The following is a 15,075-nucleotide window of genomic DNA, read 5'->3' as shown; positions in this document are numbered from 1 at the left end:
CAGCAGGCGGCGCCTGCGTTCAGCTTGCGTCGCGGGCGCGCGCGAGCGCCGCGAGATTGCCTTCGCCGAAACCGTGATGCCCCTTGCGCTGCACGATCTCGAAGAAGATTTCGCCGGGCCGGCGCTTGACGAACGTCTGGAAGAACAGCCGCGGCACGCCGTCTTCCCCGATCTCGCCGTCGATCAATACCGCGCGGCGGCGTAGCGCGTCCAGATCGACGCCGTGCCCCGGCAACCGCCGGTCCACCTCGTCGTAGTAGCGCGCGGGCGGCTCGATGAACTCGACGCCGTTCGCCCGCAACGCGTCGACCGACGCAACGATGTCGTCCGTCGCGAGCGCGATGTGCTGCACGCCCTCGCCCGGATGGTCGGGCAGATACGCGTGCATCAGCTCGGTGCGGCGCGTGCCTTCCTCGTACACCGGAATCCGCAGCGCGCCGCATGGCGACACCATCACGCGCGACTCCTCGGACACGTGCCAGTGCGCATCGATTTCGTGAATCTCGCGGAAGTGCAGCAGATCGTGATAGAAGTCGAGCCACTCCTGCATGCGCCCGGCGCCGACCGTCTGCGTGAAATGGTCGACCTGCTGCAGCCCGGTGCCCGCGAAATCGAGATCGGTGTGCGCGGTGGCGATGTCGATCGGCCGGAAATCGATGTCGAAGATCGAGATGTCGCCCACGCCGCCGCGCTGGCCGTTGCGCCCGCGCCAGCGATCGACGAAGTACAGATGCGAATCGCCGATGCCCTGGATCGCCGGAATCTTCAGCTCCCCGACGCCGACGCGCTCGCCCTCGAACGCCCACGCGCCCAGTTCGATCGCGCGTTCGAACGACCGCCGCGCATTCGCGACGCGGATGCCGATCGCGCAGACGCCCATCCCGTATTCCTCGGCGTAGCGCGCGGCGAACGAGTCCGGTTCCGCGTTGATCAGGAAATGCATCTGCCCCTGCCGATACAGCGTCACGGCCTTGCTGACGTGCCGCGCGATCGCCTTGAAGCCGAGCTGTTCGAAACGCTGCGCGAGCGCGTCCGGCACCGGCGCCGCGAACTCGACGAACTCGAGCCCCGCCATCCCGAGCGGATTGGCGGCCGGATCGTCGACGGGCGGCGTATCGCTGGACAGTGGATGGGGATTGCCGGACATTCCAGTCTCCGAGGGATGCATTCTATGGGGACGAGGCCCGGCGCAACCGCATGTCGGGCCGCCGAGACGGCCGACATCCGCCGGCGCCGGGCGAACTTTCGATGGTGCAGATTTTAACCAGATCGTTCACGGCGGCACACCCTGGCCGAACGGCCAACTGCCGGGGCCGCTCAGTGCAAACCCCAAAAGCGTTCGATAAACGCACGCAATTGAACGATAATCGCGCAACTCGACCGATCGGCCAATTGCCGGCGTGCGGCGCGCGCCCTATTCTCCGTTCACTCATCGACTCAATGCAGCATCGGCGCGGCACCGGCCCGCGAGCCTGATGCGCCCGTGCCAGGAGACATCAACATGACCCCGACCTTCGACACCCTCGACGCCGCTGCCGGCGCCCGGGCACGCACCCAGGCCCGCAAGGCCGCGATCGGCAGCTTCGTCGGCGCCGTCGTCGACTGGTACGACTTCCTGCTGTACGGGATTGTGGCCGCGCTCGTATTCAACGCCGAGTTCTTTCCGAAAGTAAGTCCGACGATGGGGACGCTCGCGGCGTTCGCGACGTTCGGCGTCGGCTTCCTGTTCCGTCCGCTCGGCGGCGTCGTGTTCGGCCATTACGGCGACCGGCTCGGCCGCAAGCGAATGCTCGTGCTGACCGTGATGCTGATGGGGCTGTCGACGGTCGCGATCGGGCTGCTACCCACGTTCGCGACGATCGGCTGGTGGGCGCCCGTGCTGCTGGTCGCGATGCGTGCGATCCAGGGCTTCGCGGTCGGCGGCGAATGGGGTGGCGCGGCGCTGATGGCCGTCGAAAGTGCGCCGAAGCAGAAGAAGGCGTTCTACAGCAGCGGCGTCCAGGTCGGCTACGGCGTCGGGCTCGTGCTCGCCACCGGCATCGTGTCGATCCTGAGCCACACGCTCGGCGACGCCGCGTTCAAGACCTGGGGCTGGCGCCTGCCGTTCGTGTTCAGCATCGTGCTGGTGTTGATCGGGCTGTGGGTGCGCAAGAGCATGGACGAGTCGCAGGAGTTCGTCGAGAAGGTCGAGCACGGCCACCGCAAGCTGCGGCTGCCCGTACTGGAAGCGTTGACGCGTCATCCGAAGGCGTTTCTGCTGATCGTCGCGCTGCGGCTCGCGGAGCTGTTCACGATGTACATCGTCACCGCGTTCGCGCTCAGCTATTCGACGTCGAACCTCGGCATGTCGCGCGATCTGTTCCTGAACATCGGGCTGCTGGTCGGCGCGGTGAGCTGCGTGACGATTCCGTGCTTCGCGTGGCTCGCCGATCGCTTCGGGCTGCGCCGCATCTATCTGATCGGCGCGCTGATCGGCCTTGCATCGGCGGTGCCGTTCTTCGTCGCGCTCGAGTCGCGGTCGATCGTATGGATCGTGCTGTTCTCGATCCTGCTCGCGAACGCGGCGCACGACATGGTCGTCAGCGTCCAGCAGCCGCTGTTCACCGAACTGTTCGGCGCCGAGTATCGCTACAGCGGCGCGGGCGTCGGCTACCAGTTCGCGAGCGTCGTCGGCGGCGGGTTCACGCCGTTCATCGCGGTCGGCCTCGTCAGCCTGGCCGGCGGCTCGTGGCACCTCGTCGCCGGTTATCTAGCGGCCGGCTGCCTGATTTCGCTCGTGGTGGCAGCGCGGATGCGGGCTGCGCAGTGATCGCTTTGCGATAACGCGACGGCCGGCCCTGATCGTGGCCGGCCGCTGCTTTTTTGCTCGCCGGCGGCGCGCGCCTCGCAAGTGCGGCGCAACGTGCAATGCAGCAGTCAAACACTGTCAACCCGCAGGCAGATAGCCGCTTTTCCCGTCCGAACCCTCCACGCCCTGCGCCGACCAATGGCATCATATGGGCCTACGTCAGCCACCGATACGCCCCCATATCATGTCGAATCTCATCGTCCACGGCGGCACCCCGCTGCGCGGGGACATCAAGCCGTCCGCGAACAAGAACGCCGTCCTGCCGATCCTCTGTGCGACCCTGCTGACCGACCAGCCGCTGCGGCTGATCGGCGTGCCGGACATCACCGACGTGCGCAAGATCCTCGATATCTTCCGCACGCTCGGCAGCGACGTGTCGGTCGATTTCACGACCGGCCTGCTCGAACTCCATCACCGCAACACGACGTTCGACCCGGCCGTCCATCGCCTGCCCGAGGCGATGCGCTCGTCGATCATGCTGATTCCGCCGCTGCTCGCGCGCTTCGGCGTCGCGCGGCTCGAGAACGACGTGAAAGGCTGCACGCTCGGCGTGCGCGAAATCGATCCGCACGTCGAGGTGTTCGAGCGCTTCGGCGCGCACATCGAGCGCACGTCCGATTCGCTGATCGTACGTGCCGACGGCCCGCTGACGGCCAACGATCACTGGCTCGACTATGCGTCCGTGACGACCACCGAAAACTTCGCGCTGTGCGCGACGGCGGCAAACGGCACGTCGACGCTGATGAACGCGGCGTCCGAGCCGCACGTGCAGGAGTTCTGCCAGTTCCTCGCGATGATCGGCGTCGCGGTCGAGGGCATCGGCACGTCGCGGCTCTGCGTCACGGGCGGCAGCAAGCTCGGCGGCGGCGAATTCCGCTTCGCCGAGGATTTCCACGAGATCGCAACGTTCCTCGCGCTCGGCGCGATCACCGGCGGCGACATCACCGTGCGTAACTCGTCGCCCGAGCACTTTCCGCTGATCGACCGCACGTTCGCGAAGTTCGGCGTTCAGGTCACGCACCGCGACGGCTGGTCGCGCGCCGAGCGCGACGGCCCGCTGCGCGTGCGCCGGCCGTTCACGCAGAACATCCTGACCAAGGTCGAGGCCGCGCCATGGCCGTACCTGCCGGTCGATCTGCTGCCGATCTTCATCGCGCTCGGCGTACGCGCCGAAGGCAGCGCGATGTTCTGGAACAAGGTCTACGACGGCGCGCTCGGCTGGTCCGGCGAGTTGTCGAAGTTCGGCGCGCACGTGCTGCTGTCGGATCCGCACCGGCTGATCACGTTCGGCGGGCTGCAACTGACGCCGGCGCGTGTCGAGAGCCCGTACATCATCCGCGTCGCGATTGCGCTGCTGATGGTCGCCGCGAGCATCGAAGGCCGCTCCGAAATCATGAACGCGCTGCCGATCCGGCGCGCGCATCCGCGTTTCGTCGAGAACCTGCGCTCGGTCGGCGCGAATGTGGAGTGGACGAGCAGCGAGTAATGCAGTGCAGGATGCGGCGCGCATGAGGTTCGTGCCGCATCCGGTTGTCACGTTCGATCGGCGGCGGTGACGTGGCGCTTCATGCCTGCGATGGCGGGTCGATCTGGCTTACAGATGTCGGTCGACATCCATCCGCTGGTGCAGCACGCGAATGACGTCAAGGGTTTCGGTCGTTTCCCGATAGAACACCACGTGCGAACCGACCAGGTACCGCGAATAGTTGCCGCCCGCGCGGCTCGGCCACCCTACCGACTCCCGGCGCGCCAGCCGCTCGAACGCCGCGCTCAGCTCGCCGATATAGCGCTCAGCCTGGTCGAGCGACCAGCGCTTGTACGTGTAAGACCAGATGGCCTCGAGGTCGGCCTCCGCCAGCGGCGTCAGGCGTACCGTGCGCGCCTTAACCGGCATGCTTGGCCCGCATCCGGGCCAGGAACGCCTGGCTGTCGAACGGAGCCGGTGTGCCCGATGCCTCGCCCGCCTTCAACGCTTCCTGCAGCGCCCGCAGCTCGGTTTCCTGTGTCTCGAGCAGGCGCAGGCCCGCGCGCACGACATCGCTAGCCGAGCCGTAGCGGCCGGACGCGACCTGCATGTCGACAAATTCGGTCAGATGATCGCCCAGCGAGATCGATGTATTTCGTGCCATCACATACCTCCTCGTCATCACCGTTCCATGATATACCAATTTTTGGTATCCACCGACCGGTTCGCATCCTGCGCCAAATCTGCGCGATAATCGCCCAATTCCGCGCGATCACCGCGCACCCCCTCACCGCCTTCCGACGATGAAAAAGCCCGAACTCGACCGACGCGACTGGATTGCCGGCCTCGAAAAAGGGCTGGCGATCCTCGAAGCGTTCGACAGCCAGCATGCGCGCATGACGCCGACCCAGGCCGCCGCGCGCACGGGCCTGACGCGCACGGCCGCGCGGCGCTATCTGCTGACGCTCGAATCGCTCGGCTACGTCTATACCGACGGCAAGCTCTACGGTCTGACGCCGCGCGTGCTGCGCGTCGGCTGGTCGTATTTCGATTCCGCGCGGCTGCCGCGCACCGTGCAGCCGTATCTGCAGCAACTGAGCGCGTCGCTGAACGAATCGGCCTACGTCAGCGTGCTCGACGAATGGGAGCTGGTGTTCATCGCGCGCAACGGCGTGTCGCGCGTGATGACGACGGGCTTCGTGCTCGGCGCACGCGTGCCGGCGCCGTTGACGTCGCCGGGCGTCGTGCTGCTCGCCCATCATCCGGACCGCGAAGCCGTGCGCGCCTGGCTCGACCGCACCGAACTGCCGCCGTTCACGCCGCATACGATCACGAACAAGGCGCGTCTACTCGAACAGGTCGATCGCGCGCGCGACGCCGGCTTTGCGGTGATCGAGCAGCAGTTGCAGGTCGGCGTGCGCGGGATCGCCGTGCCGCTGAAGAACCGTCACGGCGAAGTCGTCGCGGCGCTGAGCACGAACATGCCGATCGGTGCGGAAACGACCGAAGCGGCCGTGCGGCGCGTGCTGCCGTTTCTGCAGGAAACCGCGCTCGCGATGTTGAACGTGCTGTAACGCGCGCCCGATGCGGCGATGCTGCCGCGTCGAGCGCGTCAGCCGATCCGCCACCAGCGCGGCAGCAGGTTGCGCACCTCGCGTCGTCGATAGCGGTCGTCGATCAGATGCACGACGCCTTCGTCCTGCTCGGTGCGAATCACGCGCCCTGCCGCCTGCACGACCTTCTGCAGCCCCGGATACAGATACATGTAGTCGTAGCCGTTGCCGAAACGGGCGTCCATCGCACGCCGCATCTGCTCGTTGACGTCGTTGACCTGCGGCAGTCCGAGCGTCGCAATGAACGCGCCGATCAGCCGTTCGCCGACGAGATCCACGCCTTCCGAAAACGCGCCGCCGAGCACCGCGAAACCGACGCCGCGGCCGCCGGCATCGAAGCGCGCCAGAAACGCGTCGCGTTCGCTCTCGGCCATGCCGGGCGCCTGCGCCCACACGGGCACGTCCGGATGCCGCGCCTGCATCAGCGCGACCACGCGCTGCAGATAGTCGAAGCTGCTCAGAAAGCCGAGATAGTTGCCGGGACGCGCCGCATACTGCGCGGCGATCAGGTCGGCGATCGGCTCGAGCGACCGGTCGCGGTCGCGCCAGCGTGTCGACACGTGGCTCGCGACGCGCACGGTCAGTTGCTCCGCGCGGAACGGCCCGTCGACGTCGAGCCACCCGGTATCGGCCGGCAGCCCGAGCGTGTCGCGATAGAAGTGGAACGGACTGAGCGTGCCCGAGAACAGCACGGTCGCACGCGCGGCGTCGTAGCGCGGTGCGAGGAAGCCGGCGGGGATCACGTTGCGCACGCACAGCGTCGATTGCACGCGGCGCCGGCGGCCGGCCGGCACGACGCCGTCGAGCGCCGGCTGACGCGGGACCGGTTCGCCGTGCAGCGTCGCGTCGAAGATCGACGCACTGTCGAACGCGTCGGCGAGCACGCCGAACTGGATCGCGTCGAAATGAAAGCGCAGCAATGCGTCGCCGTTCGCGCGCGGCGCGTCCGCCAGATACTCGCCGACCGCGGCGACGAGATTCTGCACGGCCGACACGATCGGCCCCGGAATCTGCGGATACGCGGCATAACGCGCGGTCTGCGCGCGATTGAGCGTGCCCCACGCGCGCGCCAGCCGGTCGAACGCCTTGCGCAGCGGCGCCGGAGCCGCATCGCGCGCGGCGGCGAACGCAAACGGATCGAGCGACGCGCTGTACATCTTGCGCGCGCGATCGAGCAGGTTGTGCGCCTCGTCGACGAGCACGCCGACGCGCCACTGGTTCTGCTGCGCGAGCGTGTACAACATCGCGCTGCCGTCGTAGTAGTAGTTGTAGTCGCCGATCACCATGTCGGACCAGCGCGCGAGCTCCTGCGCGAGGTAGTACGGACACACGTCGTGCGCGAGCGCGGCCGCGCGCACCGTATCGCGATCGAGCAGCCCCGCGTCGATCGCCGCGTCGCGCGCGGCCGGCAATCGGTCGTAGAAGCCGCGCGCGAGCGGACACGCGTCGCCGTGGCACGCGAGGTCGGGATGCTCGCACGCCTTGTCGCGTGCGACCAGTTCGAGCACGCGCAGCGGCAGCGCGGGCGTGCCGGCGCCGAGCGTCGTCGCGGCCTCGAGCGCGAGCGCGCGTCCGGGCGTTTTCGCGGTCAGGAAGAACACATGGTCGATTTCGCCTTCGCCGCACGCCTTCAGCAGCGGAAACACGGTGCCGAGCGTCTTGCCGATGCCGGTCGGCGCTTGCGCGATCAGGCAGCGTTCGTCGCGCGCGGCGCGATAGACGGCCACGGCAAGCTCACGCTGCCCGCTGCGAAACTGCGCATGCGGAAACGCGAGCGCACGCAGCGCCGCATCGCGCGCGCTGCGATGCGCGGTCTCGCGCTCGGCCCAGCCGACGAAGCACGCGCATTGCTCGGCGAAAAACGCAGCGAGCGCGTCCGCGCTCAGCGTTTCGGTCAGCACGGTCTCGCGCTCGGAGACGATGTCGAAATAGACGAGCGCGACGTCGATCTGCGCGAGGCCGCGCGCCGCGCACATCAGATGCCCGTACACCTTCGCCTGCGCCCAGTGCAGCGTGCGATGGTTCGCGGGCATCGCGTCGAGGCTGCCGCGATAGGTCTTGATTTCCTCGATCCGGTTCGACACCGGATCGTAGCCGTCCGCCCGGCCGCGCACGGTCAGCACGCCCCACGTGCCGCTCAGCGCGATCTCGGTTTCGTAGCCCGCGCCGCGCTTCGACGTGACCGCGCCGTGGCCGGCGATGCCTTCGAGCGCGGTCGGCGCGGGCGTGAAACGCAGGTCGAGATCGCCGCGCCGCGCGGTGAACTCGCACATCGCCCGCACCGCGACGACGTAGCTCACGCGGACCACTCCATCGCGGCGGCCCCCGCGTGCGCGACGCGCGCGTCGGCCCATTCGACGTCGACGACGCGCACCGGCATCCCGTGCGCAACGCAATAGGCGAGCCAGCGCGTCTGGTTGTCCTGCAGGCGGTCGCCCGGGCCTTTCACTTCGATCAGTTCGTAGCGGCGCTCGTCGGGCCAGAAGCGCACGAGATCGGGCAGCCCCGACCGATTGCCGCGAATGTCGGCGAGCAGGCGGACGAACCAGAGCCGCAGATGATCGGGCGGCAGACACGCGAGCGCCTGCTCGAGCAGTTCGTCGGTCAGCACGCCCCAGAACACGAACGGCGACTGCAATCCCGCTTTCGTCGCGTAATGGCGGCGGATCGTGTCGCGATACGCGCCCGATTCGAGTTGCGCGAAGCACGCGGCAAACGCGTCGGCGCGGCGCGCGGCGAAATCGGGTGCGTGGAGATCGGCGGGGCCGCGCTGGAACGGGTGGAAAAACGCGCCGGGTACGGCCGCGAACACGGGCTCCCAGCACAGCAGCCCGAACAGCGAATTGATCAGCGTGTTTTCGACGTAGTGGACCGGTGCTTCAGGCTGCGCGAGGTGATCGCGCACGACGTACTCGACGCTGGCGGGCACGTCGGGCCGCACGAGTACGAGCGTTTCGCGCGGCACCGCAGGCGCCGCGGCCGCGCGCTCGACCGGCCGGCCGAGCCGCCGCTGCAGACGCGGCAGCATGCGTTCGACGCGCTGACGCTCCTCGTCGCTTTCGTACGCGCCGCGTGCCTCGAGCGCGAGCGCGAACGCATCGGCGTCGCGTCCGCCGCGTTCGAGCACGCGAATGCGGCGATGTCGGCTGCCGGGCCACGCGCTGCGGGCATAGGCGTCGAGCGCGCCGTCCCAGTCCGCGCGGCGTTCGCAGGTCTGCCCGAGCGCGAACAGCAGCTTCGCGCGGCGCGTCGCGAGCCACGGCTGCTCCGCGCAGTCGATCGCGTCGATCGCAGCGAGCAGCGCGTCGAACGAGCGATCGTCGGGCCATGCGTCGAGCGCCTCGCGGCACGCGTGCAGCGCGAGATACGCGTCGACGTCGCCGCGTTGCCGGAACGCACGCGACGACGGCCCGAACGGTACGGTTTCGTACTGGAACACGCCGAGATCGGCGAGCACGAACTCGCTCCAGTCCTGATGGAGATTGCCGAAGAACATCAGCCGCAACCGGTCGCAGAGCGCGCCGACCGTCACGCGCAGCACGCGATCGCCGCTCGTCGGGCACCACGCGTCGAGCGTCTGCGCGATATCGTGTGCGGGCCGCAAGCGCTCGAGCCAGTCCGCCTTGCGTTCGGCCGCATGCGCGGCGAGCGACGGAAACGTCTGCAGCAGTTCGGCCTTCGTCGACAGCGCGAACAGCGTGTCGAGCGTCAGTGCCGGCGCCGGATCGACCCACCCGCATTCGACGAGCGGCGCCGCGGCATCGAGCGGGCAGCCGATCTCGTCGTAGACCAGCTTGCTCGCGCGGAAATCGGCCCCGTTGCGCATCAGCATCCGCACGAGCAACGCGCGCGACGCCCGCGGCAGCGTCGCGAAATGCCGAAGAAACGCGTGCTCGGCCGCGTCGAGCAGGTCGTCGTAGCGCTCGCCGAGCCAGGCGAGCGCGCGTTCGAAGTTCGTCAGGTAGTAAAAGGCCGGCGGCTGCGGCGAGGATGGCGTCACGGGGTTCGATCACTGTACGTTTGTACAGGTCCGAATCATAGCAAATGTGACGGCCGCGCCGCACGCGCGGACCCACCGGCGCGGCTAGAAGCGGTAGTTGACCGACATGTCGAACACGCCGTTCGTCGATTGCTGCGTGATCGGGCTGCGGGCCGCACGGCCGACCAGCTGCTCGATCGCACCGTCCATCGTCACGAACCAGTGCTTGTTCACGAACCAGACCATCGTCACGCCGGCGCCGACCGACTTGATTCCGGCGCGCGACGAATACACCGGCAGCCCCGAACGCGCGGACGCGCCCTGGTTCACGCCGAACCAGCTGTTCATGTAGCGCGAGTCGGCGAACGAGACGGTCGGCCCGGCGAACCAGAAGAAGTGTTCGTTGCTGCCGGGCATCGGCATGTACGCGGAGAAGTCGCCGACCCAGCCGTTCGAGCCGCCGATGCTGCGTCGCACGTCCGCGCGCAGCACGAGCGGGAAGTCCTTCGACACCACGTAGTCGGCCGACAGCTTCATCACGGGGGCCGCGTTGATGTTGTCGAGCCCGTTCAGATGCCCGAGATCGTCGGCCGAACGACGCCCGAGGTCGTATCCGACCGACAGGCTCACGCGCCAGTTCGGGCCGCGCAGCACGTTCGCGCCGAGCCCCTCGCCCGTCGACAGGAAGAACAGGTCGCGATAGCGCACGTCGAGGTTCGGGCCGCCCATCACGTGATAGCGGTCGGAGCCCGCATAGCGCGGCTGCAGCGTCATCGCGGCGCCGACACTGACCTGCCACGTCGGCATGGTCGGCTCGTACAGTTTCTGAAGCGGGACGCCCGCCGAGTATTGCCACTCGCCGAGCGGCGAAGGCGTCTGGGCCGACGCGTCGCGTGCGCCCGCGATCGCGAGCGCCGCGCAGGCGGACAGGCCAAACACGAATCGGCGTGAGCCGGGTGACAGCAACGGGCGCACAGGGGCCATGAAGTCTCCGTCGGTTCGCAAAGGAATGCCTGATGAAGGACGCAGCGTGCGCCGGCCGCTGCCTGCGGGCAGCAGCCATGCGAACGTAGCGTCCGCTGAATTAACGAACATCCTACCCGCGCGGCGCACGGCCGCAAAGCGCCCGTCGAGTGCGGGCACCTTGCCTTGCGTCCATGCGGCGCGCGGTACTCAGAAGCGCTCGACGTGATAGTCGGCGCCGGGCGCGGCGGGGTTGCGCTGCGCCATCATCTGCGAAAAGCTGTCGCCGAGACGGCCGAGCGCGAGCTGCTTCTGACTGGCATCCCAATGCGTGAAGGCGTCGTACGCGGCATCGTCGAACGAGACGGTGACCGCAGCCGGCCGTCCGCTCGCATGAAAACCGATGTGCAGCACGCCGCCCGGTAGTTCCTCGATCTGATAACGCAGCGAGCGCGATTCGAAATAGCGGCCCAGCACCTGGGCGATCGCGCGCTTGTCGGGCGATTGCACGTGAATGTCCATGAGGGTCCTCCTTTCAGCGATCGCGCGGCCGGCTGCGGCGCACCGCCTCCGCCCGGCATCCGCATCGGCGGCGGCTGCGACGGCGGATCGCCCTGCGGCGGGCCCGTGGGAACGGGCGGATCGACCGGATCGTCGTGTCCGGGCGTCGGGGGCTCCGGGTAGTCGTCGGGCGTCGGTTCGGGACGGTGCAGCATGGATGGCGTCTTCATGACTCTCCTGCGCGACGGCTCGCGCGTGTCAATGGCGCGGCGACTTACGCAAGCAGCGTGCCCGGACGCGGCTGCCCGTGTTTGCCGGGCCGCGCATCCAGCCGCTCAGTCGGCGTATGCCGCCATCACGAGCCACATGGTGCGCCCTTCCGCCGCGAGCTGCACGGCGAGCGCGTAGCGGTCCGACGGCCGGCAGCATGCAGCGAGTGCGCGCTGCGCGCTCTCGGGGCCGTCGTAGATCGTGTCGTCGAGCTGGCGGACTTCGTCCTTGCCGTCGAACATCCGGCGCTCGGGCCGGTAGATCAGCGATTCGCGCTTCCAGGTCGCGAAGCGTTCGCGCACGTGGCTGAAATCGCCGCCGCAGACGTTGGCCTCGTAACGTATTCTTTCCGTGGGTGCATTCATCGCGTTGTCCTCTCGTCCACGCCGGCCGCGGCGCGCATTACGCCCGCGCGCTGCCGGCCGCAGCGGCCCGCAAGGGCCATGCCGTCGCCGGCGCGCAGGCACGCCCGTTGCGGCTTTCGTCACGAAAAGGAGGTTCGACCATGACCGTTCACGCCACCGGCAGCCGCGACGCCGTGTCACCGGCCGCCGGCCCGCTCCGCGCTCTCGCCGCGTCGCGCAAGCCGTCCGACGACAAGACGGAAGAACGCATCGACGAGGGACTCGAGGAGACGTTTCCGGCCAGCGATCCGCCCGCCGTCGGCGGCGGCACGCGCGTCGACCCCGCGAAACCGTCCGGCGAACGCGCGCGTCGCACGCCGGATGTCCCGTCCCCGCCCCGCGATCACGGCTGACGGCGGCACCCGGCCCGCATGCGCGGCAGCGTGTCGTCGGGCCGGCAATCCGGAGCAGATCGATGAAACGCATTGAACGCAGGTGGCATGAAATCAGCGGCGCAGCCGGCGTCGCCGCACTGGCCGCAATCGAAAGCGCAGTGGTGTTCGCGATCGTCGCGATCACCGGCGTCGGCCACTGAGGTCCGCCGCGCTGCCGCGCGGCCGGCCGTGGAAGATGTACAAGCAGGCTGGCAAATTTCTCCGTCCCGTGACGGGCGCGGTGCCATGCGCGCCGCATGCAGCCGGCACGCACCGTGCTCGTTTGCCCGTTCAGCCGCCCGGACCCGAAGGAGGCGTTCATGTATCGCGTCAACGAGATCATGTCGCGCGACGTGGTGTGCGTCGCACCGACCGACACCATTCGCCACGCGGCCGAACTGATGCAGCGGTTCGACATCGGCGTGCTGCCCGTCTGCGATCACGGCGAGCTGGTCGCGATCGTGACGGACCGCGACATCGCGGTACGCGCGCTCGCGCACGGCCGCTCGCCCGACACGCCGGTGCGCGCGGTCGCGTCCGAGCCCGTGCAATGGTGTACGGAAGACGAAGGCGTCGGCGACGTGCAGCAGCGCATGGCCGACGTGCAGCTGCACCGGATGCCGGTGCTCGACCGGCACCGCCGCGTGGTCGGCATCGTGTCGCTCGGCGACATCGCGACGCGCGCCGGCGGCCCGGCGCGAGACGAACTCGTCAACACGCTCGAGGACGTGTCGCTGCCGCGTCGCCATTGAGCCGGCGATCGCCGCTGCCAGCGGCGCGTCGACCACAGCCGACGAGGTGGCCCGCCACGCGCGCCGCGGCCGATGCCGTTCGCTTCGAACTTCGCACTTCGAACAGGAGGTACGCGATGACAGCCGACAGACAACCCGCCGAAGGTGCCCGCATCGTCGGTCGCGCCGGCCGGCGCTCGAACGGACCGGGGCCCGACGTGATGGCCGCCGGTACGCTGCAAGGCGACCGCGTCGTGACGACGGACGGCGACGACATCGGCAAGATCGCCGACATCATGCTCGATGTCCGATCCGGCCATATCGCGTACGCGGTCGTATCGTCGGGCGGCCTGCTCGGGATCGGCGACAAGCTGCTCGCGGTGCCGTGGAACCGGCTCACGCTCGACGCCGAGCGCCGCTGTTTCGTGCTGCCGGTCACCGCGGAGCGCGTGCGCGATGCGCCCGGCTTCGACAAGGACCACTGGCCGGCGATGGCCGATGCGACCTGGGCCGAGACCGTCCACGCGTATTACGGCAGCACGCCGTACTGGGTCATCGAGGAAGGCGAAACGGCGATCGATTCGCCGCCGTACGAAGCATCGCCGGGCGGCCCGGAAGACGAAGCGCGGCGTCGCTAGCGAATGGGCGCGCCGGCGCGTGCCGGCACTCGCGCATGGCCGCCATCAGCGCGCGCCCGCAACGGCGTTCGCGAGCGCGCGTGCCGCGGCAAGATGATTTTTGAGCATCGGCAACGTGCGCGCGGCGAACGCACGCAGTTGTGCGTCGTGTCCGTCGCGCGCCTCTGCTTCATACGCCCGGATCGCCTCTTCGTGTGCAGCGGGCCCCGCGAGTTGCACGTACGCGCGGTCGAACGCAGGGCCGCTCAGCGTGCGCAACGTGTTCAGCGCCGGATCGACGAGCATTCGCGTCTGGACCGGTACGCCCTTGTCCGCGCCGAGCCGGCGCAGTTCGCGCGCGATCCGTTCGTGTTCGTCGATCATCCTTCGCGCGAACGCCTTGACCTCTGCGTTCGACGAACGCTCGGCCGCGAGCTCGCTCGCGAGCAGTTCGGTCTTGCCGAGCATCGCGGCCTTGTCGACGAACTCCGCATCGATGCCGGACGGCCGGCGCGCCATGTCGGCCTCGTCGCCGGTCGGCGCGGGGCTCACGACGCCGGGCGCGACGTGCGCCGACGACACAGGCGAAGCCTCTGCCTCCGCCGTGGCCGCCGTCAGCAAGCCCGCCGCCGCTAGCCCCACCGCACACGCCGCATATCGCGCACGCCGCCGGACGCGCGGCCGCGCCCAACGCAGCGCGGCTGCGCGGCGAGCGGTGTTGCGGCCGGCGCCGGTGCCCGTCATGCCGGCCGATGCCCCGACGTGAAGAAGTCGGTCCACGCGCCGTGATCCCATGCGCCGTCGACGCGCTCCACCGACAGCGCGCCGTTCGCCACGAGCGTGCGTTGCGCGAACGTGGCCGTACGCCGCGTCACGTGCGCGGCCAGCACGACGCCGTGTTCGCACTCGCGCAGCGCGCCGCGGCCTTCGGGCGCATCGCCGCGCATCCGGCCGAGCGCCCCGCACAGCGCGCCGATATACGCGCCGACGAGCGGCACGCCGAGCCATACGAACGACGAATGCAGGCCGCCGATCGACAGCACCGCCGCGCCGGCCGCGCCGACGACAGCACCGATCGCGACGCCTTCGAGCGCGCCCAGCCCGCCCGGCCGGGCGGCGGAATCCGCATAGACGTCGCCGCCGAGCCAGAACAGCGCATGCTGGCCCGGCGGATTGAGAAAGAAGACCTTCACGTCGTCCCGATGCATGGCGTGGCCGCGCAGCTGCTGCGCGCAGCGTTCCGCCTGCTCGAGCGTCGAGAAACGGCCCGCGATGATGGTGTCCATGTCGAACCCTCCTGCACGGTGCCG

The 15,075-nt window shown here is 68.9% G+C and carries 16 protein-coding genes; 6 read left to right on the top strand and 10 right to left on the bottom strand.

Translation table 11 applies throughout. From position 1 onward, the window contains the following. Nucleotides 1–19: 19 nt before the first annotated feature. Entirely contained in the window at nucleotides 20–1,147 is a 1,128-nt protein-coding gene (locus NP80_RS08305) for a 4-hydroxyphenylpyruvate dioxygenase family protein (RefSeq protein ID WP_006403536.1), read from the bottom strand. Nucleotides 1,148–1,501: 354 nt separating this feature from the next. On the opposite strand from NP80_RS08305, the gene shiA reads away from it, so the two are divergent. Next, complete coding sequence (gene shiA, locus NP80_RS08300) at nucleotides 1,502–2,809, top strand: shikimate transporter (protein WP_006411823.1); 1,308 nt, start codon at nucleotides 1,502–1,504, stop codon at nucleotides 2,807–2,809. 223 nt (nucleotides 2,810–3,032) lie between these two features. After that, the gene (locus tag NP80_RS08295; protein WP_006403538.1) at nucleotides 3,033–4,334 is read left to right on the top strand and encodes a UDP-N-acetylglucosamine 1-carboxyvinyltransferase; all 1,302 of its coding nucleotides are present in this window, start codon (nucleotides 3,033–3,035) and stop codon (nucleotides 4,332–4,334) included. A gap of 108 nt (nucleotides 4,335–4,442) precedes the next feature. On the opposite strand, the gene NP80_RS08290 is transcribed toward NP80_RS08295, so the two are convergent. Then, complete coding sequence (locus tag NP80_RS08290) at nucleotides 4,443–4,742, bottom strand: type II toxin-antitoxin system RelE/ParE family toxin (protein ID WP_006411826.1); 300 nt, start codon at nucleotides 4,740–4,742, stop codon at nucleotides 4,443–4,445. Beyond that, entirely contained in the window at nucleotides 4,732–4,977 is a 246-nt protein-coding gene (locus tag NP80_RS08285; protein ID WP_006397060.1) for a type II toxin-antitoxin system ParD family antitoxin, read from the bottom strand. The genes NP80_RS08290 and NP80_RS08285 overlap by 11 nt, the downstream gene beginning before the upstream one ends. A 139-nt stretch (nucleotides 4,978–5,116) precedes the next feature. On the opposite strand from NP80_RS08285, the gene NP80_RS08280 reads away from it, so the two are divergent. Then, the gene (locus tag NP80_RS08280) at nucleotides 5,117–5,887 is read left to right on the top strand and encodes an IclR family transcriptional regulator domain-containing protein (protein WP_006403543.1); all 771 of its coding nucleotides are present in this window, start codon (nucleotides 5,117–5,119) and stop codon (nucleotides 5,885–5,887) included. Between the two features lie 38 nt (nucleotides 5,888–5,925). Here the strand turns inward: NP80_RS08280 and NP80_RS08275 are convergent, their stop codons facing one another. The 5 genes from NP80_RS08275 to NP80_RS08255 all read right to left on the bottom strand — a co-directional run bounded on the left by NP80_RS08275 (nucleotide 5,926) and on the right by NP80_RS08255 (nucleotide 12,004). Continuing rightward, complete coding sequence (locus NP80_RS08275; RefSeq protein ID WP_006411821.1) at nucleotides 5,926–8,226, bottom strand: ATP-dependent DNA helicase; 2,301 nt, start codon at nucleotides 8,224–8,226, stop codon at nucleotides 5,926–5,928. Beyond that, nucleotides 8,223–9,926: a VRR-NUC domain-containing protein gene (locus NP80_RS08270; protein ID WP_006411824.1), complete on the bottom strand. Its 1,704-nt coding sequence runs from the start codon at nucleotides 9,924–9,926 to the stop codon at nucleotides 8,223–8,225. Before NP80_RS08270 ends, NP80_RS08275 begins: the two co-directional genes overlap by 4 nt. A gap of 84 nt (nucleotides 9,927–10,010) precedes the next feature. Then, nucleotides 10,011–11,048: a MipA/OmpV family protein gene (locus NP80_RS08265; protein WP_006411829.1), complete on the bottom strand. Its 1,038-nt coding sequence runs from the start codon at nucleotides 11,046–11,048 to the stop codon at nucleotides 10,011–10,013. A 30-nt stretch (nucleotides 11,049–11,078) separates the two neighbouring features. After that, nucleotides 11,079–11,390 carry an ATP-binding protein gene (locus NP80_RS08260; RefSeq protein ID WP_006397065.1) on the bottom strand — a complete coding sequence of 104 codons (312 nt, stop codon included), beginning with the start codon at nucleotides 11,388–11,390 and terminating at the stop codon, nucleotides 11,079–11,081. Between the two features lie 314 nt (nucleotides 11,391–11,704). Further along, nucleotides 11,705–12,004 (bottom strand): hypothetical protein, encoded by a 300-nt coding sequence (locus tag NP80_RS08255; RefSeq protein WP_006403550.1) that lies wholly within the window; start codon nucleotides 12,002–12,004, stop codon nucleotides 11,705–11,707. A 140-nt stretch (nucleotides 12,005–12,144) separates the two neighbouring features. Between NP80_RS08255 and NP80_RS08250 the strand changes: the two genes are divergently transcribed. The 3 genes from NP80_RS08250 (at nucleotide 12,145) to NP80_RS08240 (ending at nucleotide 13,786) form a co-directional block, all read left to right on the top strand. Further along, on the top strand, nucleotides 12,145–12,396 hold the full coding sequence (locus NP80_RS08250; RefSeq protein WP_006397067.1) for a hypothetical protein: 252 nt from the start codon (nucleotides 12,145–12,147) through the stop codon (nucleotides 12,394–12,396). A gap of 341 nt (nucleotides 12,397–12,737) precedes the next feature. Beyond that, complete coding sequence (locus tag NP80_RS08245) at nucleotides 12,738–13,169, top strand: CBS domain-containing protein (protein ID WP_035488124.1); 432 nt, start codon at nucleotides 12,738–12,740, stop codon at nucleotides 13,167–13,169. Nucleotides 13,170–13,285: 116 nt separating this feature from the next. Beyond that, nucleotides 13,286–13,786, top strand: coding sequence for a PRC-barrel domain-containing protein (locus tag NP80_RS08240; protein WP_006403555.1), 501 nt, complete (start codon nucleotides 13,286–13,288; stop codon nucleotides 13,784–13,786). A gap of 45 nt (nucleotides 13,787–13,831) precedes the next feature. Here the strand turns inward: NP80_RS08240 and NP80_RS08235 are convergent, their stop codons facing one another. Further along, entirely contained in the window at nucleotides 13,832–14,509 is a 678-nt protein-coding gene (locus NP80_RS08235; protein ID WP_045593346.1) for a DUF4142 domain-containing protein, read from the bottom strand. Beyond that, nucleotides 14,506–15,051 carry a hypothetical protein gene (locus tag NP80_RS08230; protein ID WP_006403558.1) on the bottom strand — a complete coding sequence of 182 codons (546 nt, stop codon included), beginning with the start codon at nucleotides 15,049–15,051 and terminating at the stop codon, nucleotides 14,506–14,508. The genes NP80_RS08235 and NP80_RS08230 overlap by 4 nt, the downstream gene beginning before the upstream one ends. Nucleotides 15,052–15,075: the final 24 nt, after the last annotated feature.

Source organism: Burkholderia multivorans ATCC BAA-247 (genome assembly GCF_000959525.1).
GTDB lineage: Bacteria > Pseudomonadota > Gammaproteobacteria > Burkholderiales > Burkholderiaceae > Burkholderia > Burkholderia multivorans.
This window is presented reverse-complemented; position numbering and strand designations above follow the sequence as displayed.

Excerpts from the sequence above, each read along its gene's own strand:
- NP80_RS08285 (WP_006397060.1), bottom strand. The coding sequence starts at position 4,977 with ATGGCACGAAATACATCGATCTCGCTGGGCGATCATCTGACCGAATTT.
- NP80_RS08290 (WP_006411826.1), bottom strand. The coding sequence starts at position 4,742 with ATGCCGGTTAAGGCGCGCACGGTACGCCTGACGCCGCTGGCGGAGGCC.
- NP80_RS08245 (WP_035488124.1), top strand. The coding sequence starts at position 12,738 with ATGTATCGCGTCAACGAGATCATGTCGCGCGACGTGGTGTGCGTCGCA.
- NP80_RS08230 (WP_006403558.1), bottom strand. The coding sequence starts at position 15,051 with ATGGACACCATCATCGCGGGCCGTTTCTCGACGCTCGAGCAGGCGGAA.
- NP80_RS08250 (WP_006397067.1), top strand. The coding sequence starts at position 12,145 with ATGACCGTTCACGCCACCGGCAGCCGCGACGCCGTGTCACCGGCCGCC.
- NP80_RS08240 (WP_006403555.1), top strand. The coding sequence starts at position 13,286 with ATGACAGCCGACAGACAACCCGCCGAAGGTGCCCGCATCGTCGGTCGC.
- NP80_RS08255 (WP_006403550.1), bottom strand. The coding sequence starts at position 12,004 with ATGAATGCACCCACGGAAAGAATACGTTACGAGGCCAACGTCTGCGGC.
- NP80_RS08305 (WP_006403536.1), bottom strand. The coding sequence starts at position 1,147 with ATGTCCGGCAATCCCCATCCACTGTCCAGCGATACGCCGCCCGTCGAC.
- NP80_RS08295 (WP_006403538.1), top strand. The coding sequence starts at position 3,033 with ATGTCGAATCTCATCGTCCACGGCGGCACCCCGCTGCGCGGGGACATC.
- shiA (WP_006411823.1), top strand. The coding sequence starts at position 1,502 with ATGACCCCGACCTTCGACACCCTCGACGCCGCTGCCGGCGCCCGGGCA.
- NP80_RS08260 (WP_006397065.1), bottom strand. The coding sequence starts at position 11,390 with ATGGACATTCACGTGCAATCGCCCGACAAGCGCGCGATCGCCCAGGTG.
- NP80_RS08280 (WP_006403543.1), top strand. The coding sequence starts at position 5,117 with ATGAAAAAGCCCGAACTCGACCGACGCGACTGGATTGCCGGCCTCGAA.
- NP80_RS08235 (WP_045593346.1), bottom strand. The coding sequence starts at position 14,509 with ATGACGGGCACCGGCGCCGGCCGCAACACCGCTCGCCGCGCAGCCGCG.